The following is a 10,114-nucleotide window of genomic DNA, read 5'->3' on the forward strand; positions in this document are numbered from 1 at the left end:
GAGCAACTCGGGCGCAGTTACCGGGGGCAGATGGTGGTGCGGCCGACGCCCAACCCGAACTTCCGGCGCGTGGACGCCAACGTGCGCGACGAGGCGGGGCTGCCCATCCTCACGCTCACCACCATCGTGCCGAGGTTCTGATGCGTCGGCCGGCTCTCCGCTCCCCCCGCCTGGGCGCTCGCGGCTTCACGCTGATCGAGGTGCTGGTGGCGCTGCTCATCCTGTCCGTGATGGCGGGCATGGCCTGGACCGGGGTGGATGCCTTGCTGCGCTCGCGGCAAGTGGCCGAGAGCCGTCTCAACACCACCTTGCGGGCGCAATCCACGCTGGCGCAGTTCGAGGCCGACATGAACGCCGTGTGCGACACCCTGGCCGTGCCGCCGCTGGTGTTCGACGGCGCCACGCTGCGCGTCACGCGCTCGTCGGCGGGCGGCGTGCAGCTGGTGGCGTGGTCGCTGCGCAATGGGCGCTGGCAGCGCTGGGCCAGCCCGGCGGTGACGCACGCGAGCGACCTCAGCGAGATCTGGCTCAAGTCGATGCAACTGCTGGGCAACGAGGCCGCGCAGGTCACGACGCTTTCCGGCATCAGCCAGTGGCAGTTCTTCACCTTTCGCGGCAACGGCTGGAGCAACGCGCAGTCCAGCGGCGATCAGGTGCAGAACGCGTTCAACGGCGGCGTTGCCGGCACGGCGTCGTCGAGCGGGATCGGCAAGACCGGCGCGACCGCGGGGACGGGGGCGGCCGGCGCCGCGTCCACCATCGCCCGCACGTTGTTGCCGACGGGCGTGCGCGTGCGGCTCACCTTCGACCCCGACGGCGGCAGCGGCCTGAGCGGCACCTTGACGCGCGACATCCTGATGCCGCCGCAATACCAGTGAAGCCATGACGCACGCGCCGCTCGCCCCACGCTCACGCCGCCCCGCGCAACGCGGCGCGGCGTTGCTCACGGCCATGGTGATCGTCGTGCTGGTCACCACCATGGCGGCGGCCATGGTGTGGCAGCAGTGGCGCGCCGTCCAGATCGAGTCGGCCGAGCGCGCGCGGGCACAGTCGTTCTGGGTGCTCAACGGCGCGCTCGACTGGGCCCGGCTGATCCTGCGCGAAGACGTGCGCGGCGGCAGCGGGGTCGATCACCTGGGCGAGCCCTGGGCCACGCCGCTGGCCGAGGCGCGCCTGTCGAGCTTCCTGGCGGTGGACAAGGACAACACCGACGACGCGCCCGACGCCTTCTTGTCGGGGGGCATCGTTGACGTGCAATCGCGCTACAACCTGCGCAATCTCATCGACCAGGGCCGCGTGGTGCCCGACGAGTTGAAGGTCTTTCAGCGCCTGTGCGAGTCGGTGGGGGTGTCTCCCTCGGTGGCGGCGGGCGTGGCCGAGGGCTTGCGTCAGGCCGTGCTGGGCACCGATCTGGCCGGCGGCGGGCAGCCCAACGCGGCGGGGTTGACGCCCGGCGAGGCCGTGCCGCCGGTGAGCGAGAACCCGCCGCTGTTGCCGATGAACATCGACCAACTGGCCTGGCTGGGGGTCGATCCGACCTCGCTCAACCGCTTGCGGCCCTACATCACCATCCTGCCGCAGGTCACGCCGATCAACGTCAACACGGCGCCCAAGGAAGTCATCGCCGCGGCCATCGACGGGCTCGATCTGGGCAGCGCCGAGCGGCTCGTGCAGCGGCGTCAGCGCAACCCGTTCAACTCCATCGACGAGATCTCGGACGCCGTCGGGCACCGGACGATCGACAGCCGGCGCGTCGGGGTGAGCTCTAGTTACTTCGAGGTGCAAGGTCGGCTACGGTACGAAGATCGGGTGCTGGAGCAGCGCTATTTGGTCGAACGGCGCGGTCAGGATGTGGTTACCCTGCATCAAGAGCGCCAGGCGGTCATGGAATGACGCCCTGTTGCTCGGGCGCGCCAGACCCATCCCGTTGACCACTTTGCATGACTGAAGCGACCACCTGCCCTCCTACAATCCACCGAGCCCCTGGGCGCGGCGTGCCTCGGGCGGCGACGTGCTGCTCACGAGTCGAGCTGGGCAACCGATAGGGCGCATCACGGCATGAGTATCTTGATCCTGCAGCTGCCCGCACGCCCCCGGCATGCGGCGCAGACCTCCGACACCCTCGCGGCGGCCGATTCCGGCAGCGATGGGCAGCGCTTGCGCCCACGTGTCGAATACGAATACGTGCTCACCAGCGACGGCACCACCGCGCAGCGCCAGGGCTCCAGCGCGCCGGGTTTGTTCCCGCGCGCCGATTCGGTGGTGGCCGTGCTGCCGGCGGCCGACGTCGGCTGGCATCGACTGAGCCTGCCCAAGGCGCCGGCCTCGCGCCTGCGCGCCGCGCTCGCCGGGCTGATGGAAGAGCAACTGCTCGACGAACCCTCGCAAGTCCACCTCGCCGTGGCGCCGCAGTCCCGGCCGGGCGATGAAACCTGGGTGGCCGCGTGCGATCACACCTGGCTGTCGCAACAACTCGCGGCCCTGGACAAAGAAGGCGTGCGCGTCGATCGCGTGGTGCCGGCCGTCTGGCCCGATGACCCGCCCGCCGGCTACTTTGCGTCCACGGCTCAGGCCGAAGACGAAGCGCAAGGCATGCAGCTCACCTGGTCGACCCGCGAGGGCGTGGCGACCTGGCCGGTGCGCGGCGCGGCGGCGCGCCGCCTGCTGCCTGATGTGTTGCCGCCCGACGCGCGCTTCTTTGCCTCGCCCGCCGTGGCGGCCCCCGCCGAGCGCTGGCTTGGCGCACCGGTGGCCGTGCAGAGCGTGGGCGAGCATCTGCTGCAGGCCTCGCGCTCGCTGTGGAACATGCGCCAGTTCGATCTGGCGCCGAGCCATCGCGGCGTGAGCGTGCTGATCGAGCGCTGGCGCAAGTTCCGCGGGCCGGCGTGGCGCCCGGTGCGGCTGGGCCTGATCGGCCTGATCGCGGTGCAGCTGGTCGGGCTCAACCTGTGGGCCTGGGGGCAGCGCCACGCCCTGCAGTCCAAGCGTGTCGCGATGGTCGAGGTGTTGCGCGCCGCGCACCCGCAAATCCAGGCCGTGCTCGACGCGCCCGTGCAGATGCGCCGCGAAAACGAAGCGTTGCGCGCTGCCGCCGGCAAGGCGGGTGACGACGATCTCGAATCGCTGATGCAGGCGGCCGCCAGCGCCTGGCCGCCCAACACCCCGGTGCAGGGTTTTCAGTTCGACAGCGGCACGCTGACCCTGGCCGTGCCGGGCTGGGCCCCGCCGCAGGTCGAGCAATTTCGCTCGGTGCTGACGGCGGCCGGTTGGCACGTCGAGGTGGCCGAGGGTCGCATCGCGCTGAGCCGCGGGAGTCGCTCATGAACACGCTGATCGCCATGAATCGTCAACTCGAGGATGCCGCATGAGCGAGCGCACGTCGGCCGCGACGCCACCGTCTTTCGCCAGCCTCGGCGCGGCGCCGCCCGCCTGGTGGGCTCCGCTGCTGGCGCGCTGGGCGCGAATGGCGCCGCGCGAGCGCCTGGCCTTGATGGCGGCGGCGCTCGCCATCGGCTTGTTCGTGGCGTGGGCCGTTGCCGTCAGACCGGCGCTGCGCACGCTCGCAGAGGCCCCGGTCGAGCTGCAACGGCTCGACGACCAGCTCGACGCCATGCGCGTGCTGGCCGGCGAGGCGCAGTCGTTGCGCCAGGCGCCGCCGGTGCTGGCCGCGCAGGCCGAAACCGCCTTGCGCGCCGCCACCGAGCGGCTGGGCGAGGGGGCGCGCGTCGATCTGCAGGGCGACCGCGCCACCGTCAACTTCAAGGGCGTCACCGGCGAGGCCTTCGTGGCCTGGCTGGCCGAGGTGCGCGCCGGTGCCCGGGCGCGGCCGCTGCAGGCGCAGTTGATGCGCGACGCCGCTGGCGTCACCTATGCCGGCACCGTGGTGCTGACCTTGGGGCACGGAGGCTGAGATGGCGAACCTGCAACGCGCGCCTTGGCGCCTGTCTCGACTCGGCCGCAAACGAGCGGGCCCGGCGGCGGCCAACACCGGCGCGGCGTCGCGCTGGCTCGAGTCGACCCTCGAAGTGGCTCGCTGGGACCGCGTGCGCCGTGCCAGCGCCCGCTGGGGCGCCTGGGGCGCCGCGCTTGGCGGCCTGTTCGGCGTGGTGGCCTATGCGCCGGCCAGTTGGGTGGCAAGCGCCTTGAGCGGCGCGACCGACGGGCATCTCGTGCTGGCCGATGCCCAGGGCACGATCTGGTCGGGCAGCGCCGTCTCGGTGCTCACGGGCGGGCCGGGCAGCCGTGACGCACGCTCCCTGCCCGGGCGGCTCAGCTGGGTGATGCGGCCGCGCGTGAGCGGCGGCTTGGGCGTGAGCATCGCCTTCACGCATGCCTGCTGTCTCAACGGGCAGCCGCAGCTGATTGCCCACCTCGGCCTGGGGCGCATTACCGCACATATCGAAAATTCGCCCGAGGGCGAGCCGGGGCTGGTCGGGCAATGGCCGGCGGCCTGGCTGGCCGGGCTCGGCACACCTTGGAACACGCTCGATCTGGGCGGCACCGTCCGCATGACCTCGCAAGGCTTCGGCCTCGAGTGGGTGCAGGGGCGGGTGCGGGTGTCGGGGCAGGCCGAGGTGGCACTGCGCAACGTGTCGTCGCGCGTGACCACGCTCGATCACCTGGGCAGCTACCGGCTGACCATCGACGGGCAGTCGGGCAACGGCAGCGCGGCCATCAATCTCTTCACCGAAGAAGGGGCGCTGCAGCTCACCGGGTCGGGCGCTTGGGGGCCGGGTGGTTTCCACTTTCGCGGCGATGCCGCTGCCCGCGAGGCGGAGCGCGGGGCGCTCGACAATTTGTTGAACATCATCGGGCGCCGCGCTGGCGAGCGCTCGATCATCTCGATCGGATAAGCCATGAGCTTGCGAACGTTGTTTCAAATTCGCCGTCCGGGCACCGTGGCCCTGGCCTGCGTGCTGGCCTTGTCTCAACTCGGCGTGGCGGTGCTGCCGCTGAGCGCGCAGGCCGCGGCCGCCGCGAAAGGGGCAGCCAAGAAGGCGCCCGAGGCCACGGTGACGCTCAACTTCGTCAACGCCGACATCGAAGGCGTGTCGCGAGCCATCGCGGCCATCCTCGACCGGCAGATCATGGTCGATCCGCGCGTCAAGGGCACCATCACGCTCTATAGCGAACAGCCGCTCACGCCGCGCGAGGCCTATCTCAACTTCCTGGCCGCGCTGCGTGGGCAGGGCTTCACGCTGGTCGAGGTGGCCGGGCTGCTCAAGGTGGTGCCCGAGGCCGAGGCCAAGCTGCAGACGGGCGGCGTGTCGGTGGGCAATGTCACCCAGCGCGGCGACCAGGTGCTGACGCAGATCTTCCGCCTGCAATACGAGAACCCCAACAACCTCGTGACCGTGCTGCGGCCCTTGATCTCGCCCAACAACACGATCAACGCCAACCCCAGCAACAACACGCTGGTCATCACCGACTACGCCGACAACCTGCAGCGCATCGCCAAGATCATCGCGGCGATGGACGTGCCGTCCACCACCGACCTCGACATCATCCCGCTCAAGCACGCCATCGCGTCCGACGTGGCGGCGCTGCTGCAGCGCATGGGCGACGCGCCGGGCGGCACCGCCACCGGTGGCACGAGCGCCGCCACGGCAGCCGGCTCCAGCGGCATGACGGTGCTGGCCGACCCGCGCACCAACAGCCTGCTGGTGCGCGCGCCCAACCCGGCCAAGCTGGCCAACATCCGCTCGCTGGTGGACAAGCTCGACCGCCCCGGCATGGGCGGCATCGCCGGCAGCGGCATCTACGTGGTCTACCTCAAGAACGCCGACGCCACCAAGCTGGCGCAGGTGCTGCGCGCCTCGTTCAGCCCCGATGCCCGCAACAACTCGGGCAGCTCGGCCACCAGCGGCGGCGGCAGCGCCGCCACCTACGCAGGCGGCGGTGTGGGCAACGCGGCGCAGACTGGCATGAACGCCAGCAGCACCAGCAGTTCGGGCAGCAGCACGGCCTCGGTGCAGTCCACCGCGCCGGTGCAGGGCTCGGCCTCGCCGGTCACGGGCGGCTACATCCAGGCCGACCCGGCCACCAACTCGCTCATCATCACCGCCACCGAGCCGCAATACCGCCAGCTGCGCGCCGTGATCGACCAGCTCGACAGCCGGCGCGCGCAGGTCTACGTCGAGACCATGATCGTCAAGATCTCGGCCGACAAGGTCGACCAGATCGGCGTGCAGTGGCAAGGCATCCTGGGCGGCGACGGCGCCAAGAATGCACTGGCGCTGGGCACCAACTTCGGCTCCACGGGCAACCTCGTCACGGTCACCACCAATCAGTTCTCGGGCGCGGCCAAGAGCATCGCCCTCAACGCCGGCCTCAACATGGGCCTGATCCACAGCTTCGGCGGCACCTACGCGCTGGGCGCGCTGGCCAACTTCCTGGGCACCACGGACGACGCCAACATCCTGTCCACGCCCAACGTGGTGGCGCTCGACAACGAAGAAGCCAAGATCGTGGTGGGCCAGAACGTGCCCTTCGTGACCGGCCAGTACACCAACAACAACAGCAGCAGCGGCAGCGTCAACCCGTTCCAGACCGTGGAGCGCAAGGACGTGGGCCTCACGCTGCGCATCAAGCCGCAGATCGGCGAAGACGGCACGATCCGCATGACGATCTATCAAGAAAACTCCGATCTGGTGGGCAGCACGCTGACCAACTCCACCGGCCCGGTGACCGACAAGTCGTCGATCGAAACCTCGGTGGTCGTCAACGACAGCCAGGTGATCGTGCTGGGTGGCTTGATCCGCGACGAGCTCACGAACAACCAGTCCAAGGTGCCGGGCCTGGGCGACTTGCCGCTGGTGGGCGGGCTGTTCCGCAGCGAAGCGCGCGAGCACAAGAAGCAGAACCTGATGGTCTTCCTGCGCCCGGTGGTGTTGCGCAATCAGGACGCCGCCAACAGCGTCACGGCCGACCGCTACGACCTGATCCGCAGCAACCAGCTGCGCGCGCAACCCGAGTCGCGCTGGCTGGGCAAGGACACCGAGGTGCCGGTCTTCCTTCCGCGCCCCGACGACAACACCAAGCTGCCGCTAGGCGGCTCGGCCGCCCCGCTGAGCCTGCCCTTCACGCCGGCGCCCAAACCCGCCGAGGCGCCGGCTGCTCCGGTGGCTCCTGCGCCGGCCGCGTCGGCCCCGCGCTGATCGGCATCGATCAGCGGCATCGACTGACAGGCACGAATCATGGGCGCGCGACACCCCCTTCCATACGCCTACGCCAAGGCGCACACCCTGCTGCTTGAAGACGACGGCGAGCAGATCACGCTCTGGACGGGCGAGCAGCCCAACCTCGCGGCGCTGTCCGAGATCATGCGGCTCTTCGCCGTTGATGCCATTGAGCGCGACACCGACGTCGCGCTGGGCAAGCGCATCGCCACGGCCTACGCCGGCGGCGAGGGCAGCGCGGCGGCCGTGGTGGGCGAGGTCGAAAGCGCGGTCGATCTGTCGCGCATGATGCAAGACCTGCCGGCCGTCGAAGACCTGCTCGAAGCCGCCAACGACGCGCCCATCATTCGCATGCTCAACGCGTTGCTCACGCAGGCCGCGAAAGACGGCGCGAGCGACATCCACATCGAGCCCTACGAGCGTTCGAGCTCGGTGCGCTTTCGGGTGGACGGCACGCTGCGCGAGGTGGTGCAACCCAACAAAGCGCTGCACGCCGCGCTCATCAGCCGCCTGAAGATCATGGCCGAGCTCGACATCGCCGAAAAGCGCCTGCCGCAAGACGGCCGCATCAGCCTGCGCATCGGCGGTCGCGCGATCGACGTGCGGGTCTCGACGCTGCCCTCGGCGCATGGCGAGCGCGCCGTGCTGCGCCTGCTCGACAAGGGCGAAACGCGCTTCACGCTCGAATCGTTGGGCATGAGCGGCGAGACGCTGCATCGCTTCAAGCGCCTGTCGGCCCAGCCGCACGGCATCGTGCTCGTCACCGGCCCCACGGGCTCGGGCAAGACGACCTCGCTCTACGCCGCGCTCGGCACGGTCGATACCAGCACCACCAACGTGCTCACCGTCGAAGACCCGGTCGAATACGAGCTGCCCGGCATCGGCCAGACGCAGGTCAACGCCAAGATCGACCTCACCTTCGCCAAGGCCCTGCGCGCCATCCTGCGGCAAGACCCGGACGTCATCATGATCGGTGAAATCCGCGACTTCGAAACCGCGCAGATCGCCATCCAGGCCTCGCTCACCGGTCACTTGGTGCTGGCCACGCTGCACACCAACGACGCGCCCAGCGCCGTCACCCGGCTCATCGACATGGGCGTCGAGCCCTTCCTGCTGTCGTCGTCCCTGCTCGGCGTGCTGGCCCAGCGCCTGGTGCGCAAGCTGTGCGTGCACTGCAAGCGCGAAGACGCGGGCGCGGTGGGCAAGCCGGGCCGCTGGCACCCGGTGGGCTGCGAACACTGCGGGCAGAGCGGCTACAAGGGCCGCACCGGCGTGTACGAGCTGATGGTGGCCGATGACTCGATTCGCGCGCTCATCCACAGCCGCGCGGCCGAGTCGCGCCTCTTTGTTGCGGCCGAGCAGGCCGGCATGGTGACGATGCGCGAAGACGGCGAACGCCTGGTGCGCGAAGGCGTGACGTCGCTCGAAGAACTCATGCGCGTAACGCGCGAATGATGGCCCCCAAGCTTGTCGCTGCGCGCCTTCGCTACCCCCGAGGGGGCTCGTCCGCCTTGGGGCGGCCCGGCGGCGGACGTTCGCTCTAAGGACTGTTGATGCCCGCGTATCGCTTTGAAGCCCTCGACCCCGCTGGCCGCACCAAGACCGGCCTGATCGAGTCCGACAACCCGCGCACCGCGCGGGCTCAACTGCGCGCGCAGCAACTGGTGCCGCTGCAGGTGAACCCGGTGTCGGCGGGCGAAGAAGCCGGTGGCGCCAATGCATCGGGCTTGCGGCGCAAGGTCTTCAACGCCACGGCGCTGGCCATCTGGACGCGTCAGATCGCGGGGCTCGTCATGTCGGGCCTGCCGCTTGAGCGCGCGCTCACGGCCCTGGCCGAAGAAGCTGAAGACCAACGCCAGCGCGAGCTGGTGGCGCACTTGCGTGCCGAGGTCAACGCGGGCTCGTCGTTTGCCCGTGCGCTGGCCACCACGCCGCGCGAGTTTGACGAGGTCTATCGCGCGGTCGTGGCCGCTGGCGAGCAAAGCGGCCAGCTCGGCAACGTGCTCGACAAATTGGCCGACGACCTCGAAGAACGTCAGGCGCTGCGCGCCAAGCTCATCGGCGCGGCGCTCTACCCGGCCATCGTCTCGGTGGTGGCGGTGGTGATCGTGATTTTTCTCGTCACCTACGTGGTGCCGCAGGTCGCGTCGGTGTTTGCCGGCGGTAAACACGCGCTGCCGGTGCTCACGCAGGTCATGCTCAACATCAGCTCGTTCCTGCGCAACTGGGGTTGGGCGCTGCTGCTGGCGATCATCAGCGGCGTCGCCTTGTTTCTCACCGCGTATCGGCAAGAGGCCTTTCGCGTGCGTTTCGATGCCGGCTTGCTCAACGCGCCGCTCATCGGGCGCATGGCGCGCGGCTACAACTCGGCGCGCTTTGCCGGCACGCTGGCCATGCTGGCCGGCGCGGGCGTGCCGATCTTGAAGGCGCTGCAGGCAGCTGCCGAAACGCTGTCCAACCGCGCGATGCGCGCCGACGCCATGGACGCCCTGGTGCAAGTGCGCGAAGGCGCGCCGCTCGCGTCCGCCCTGGCCGCCAAGAAGCGCTTCCCGGGCCTGCTGGCCATGTTCGCCCGCCTGGGCGAGCAGACCGGCCAGCTGCCCACCATGCTGCAGCGCGCCGCCCTGCAGATCAGCACCGAGGTGCAACGCCGCGCCATCGCGCTGGCCACCATCCTCGAACCCCTGCTCATCGTCGTGATGGGCCTGATGGTGATGCTCATCGTGCTCGCCGTGCTGATGCCGATCATCCAGATGAATACCTGGGTGAAGTAGCCGCTGCGGCGTCTACCGCATGCTCGATCTGTTGCTGACGGCTCTTGCGCTGGCTGCACCGCTGGCGCTGGTGTGGGTGCCCTGGTCACGCCTGGCTTGGAGCCTCGCCGCTCTGCTCTCGCGCGGCGCCTTGCGCTGGTGGCGCAGGCGACGTGTCTGATC

10 protein-coding genes are annotated in these 10,114 nt (G+C 69.8%); all 10 read left to right on the forward strand.

The features are described from left to right. Nucleotides 1-141, forward strand: a 141-nt coding sequence (locus ACE3SS_RS13550; protein ID WP_374594820.1) for a type II secretion system protein GspI, incomplete at its 5' end; no start/stop codon positions are given. Then, a complete protein-coding gene (locus tag ACE3SS_RS13555; RefSeq protein WP_374594802.1) occupies nucleotides 141-878 on the forward strand; it encodes a type II secretion system protein J in 738 nt (245 codons plus the stop codon). The genes ACE3SS_RS13550 and ACE3SS_RS13555, both read left to right, overlap by 1 nt. A gap of 4 nt (nucleotides 879-882) precedes the next feature. Next, nucleotides 883-1,893 carry a type II secretion system minor pseudopilin GspK gene (gspK, locus tag ACE3SS_RS13560; protein ID WP_374594804.1) on the forward strand — a complete coding sequence of 337 codons (1,011 nt, stop codon included), beginning with the start codon at nucleotides 883-885 and terminating at the stop codon, nucleotides 1,891-1,893. A 165-nt stretch (nucleotides 1,894-2,058) separates the two neighbouring features. Further along, the gene (gene gspL, locus ACE3SS_RS13565) at nucleotides 2,059-3,324 is read left to right on the forward strand and encodes a type II secretion system protein GspL (protein ID WP_374594806.1); all 1,266 of its coding nucleotides are present in this window, start codon (nucleotides 2,059-2,061) and stop codon (nucleotides 3,322-3,324) included. Between the two features lie 40 nt (nucleotides 3,325-3,364). Further along, entirely contained in the window at nucleotides 3,365-3,910 is a 546-nt protein-coding gene (gspM, locus tag ACE3SS_RS13570; protein ID WP_374594808.1) for a type II secretion system protein GspM, read from the forward strand. A gap of 1 nt (nucleotide 3,911) precedes the next feature. Beyond that, a complete protein-coding gene (gene gspN, locus ACE3SS_RS13575) occupies nucleotides 3,912-4,853 on the forward strand; it encodes a type II secretion system protein N (RefSeq protein WP_374594810.1) in 942 nt (313 codons plus the stop codon). 3 nt (nucleotides 4,854-4,856) lie between these two features. Continuing rightward, nucleotides 4,857-7,157: a type II secretion system secretin GspD gene (gene gspD, locus ACE3SS_RS13580; RefSeq protein ID WP_374594812.1), complete on the forward strand. Its 2,301-nt coding sequence runs from the start codon at nucleotides 4,857-4,859 to the stop codon at nucleotides 7,155-7,157. Nucleotides 7,158-7,196: 39 nt separating this feature from the next. Then, on the forward strand, nucleotides 7,197-8,633 hold the full coding sequence (gspE, locus tag ACE3SS_RS13585) for a type II secretion system ATPase GspE (RefSeq protein WP_374594814.1): 1,437 nt from the start codon (nucleotides 7,197-7,199) through the stop codon (nucleotides 8,631-8,633). Nucleotides 8,634-8,731: 98 nt separating this feature from the next. Beyond that, entirely contained in the window at nucleotides 8,732-9,952 is a 1,221-nt protein-coding gene (gspF, locus tag ACE3SS_RS13590; RefSeq protein WP_374594816.1) for a type II secretion system inner membrane protein GspF, read from the forward strand. A gap of 19 nt (nucleotides 9,953-9,971) precedes the next feature. After that, a complete protein-coding gene (locus ACE3SS_RS13595) occupies nucleotides 9,972-10,112 on the forward strand; it encodes a hypothetical protein (RefSeq protein WP_374594818.1) in 141 nt (46 codons plus the stop codon). The last annotated feature ends 2 nt before the right edge of the window (nucleotides 10,113-10,114 follow it).

It is taken from the genome of Aquabacterium sp., from assembly GCF_041915145.1.
GTDB lineage: Bacteria > Pseudomonadota > Gammaproteobacteria > Burkholderiales > Burkholderiaceae_C > Aquabacterium.

Bases quoted from the DNA above. Each gene is read 5' to 3' on its own strand.
- ACE3SS_RS13555 (WP_374594802.1), top strand. From the start codon at position 141: ATGCGTCGGCCGGCTCTCCGCTCCCCCCGCCTGGGCGCTCGCGGCTTC.
- gspK (WP_374594804.1), top strand. From the start codon at position 883: ATGACGCACGCGCCGCTCGCCCCACGCTCACGCCGCCCCGCGCAACGC.
- gspL (WP_374594806.1), top strand. From the start codon at position 2,059: ATGAGTATCTTGATCCTGCAGCTGCCCGCACGCCCCCGGCATGCGGCG.
- gspM (WP_374594808.1), top strand. From the start codon at position 3,365: ATGAGCGAGCGCACGTCGGCCGCGACGCCACCGTCTTTCGCCAGCCTC.
- gspN (WP_374594810.1), top strand. From the start codon at position 3,912: ATGGCGAACCTGCAACGCGCGCCTTGGCGCCTGTCTCGACTCGGCCGC.
- gspD (WP_374594812.1), top strand. From the start codon at position 4,857: ATGAGCTTGCGAACGTTGTTTCAAATTCGCCGTCCGGGCACCGTGGCC.
- gspE (WP_374594814.1), top strand. From the start codon at position 7,197: ATGGGCGCGCGACACCCCCTTCCATACGCCTACGCCAAGGCGCACACC.
- gspF (WP_374594816.1), top strand. From the start codon at position 8,732: ATGCCCGCGTATCGCTTTGAAGCCCTCGACCCCGCTGGCCGCACCAAG.
- ACE3SS_RS13595 (WP_374594818.1), top strand. From the start codon at position 9,972: ATGCTCGATCTGTTGCTGACGGCTCTTGCGCTGGCTGCACCGCTGGCG.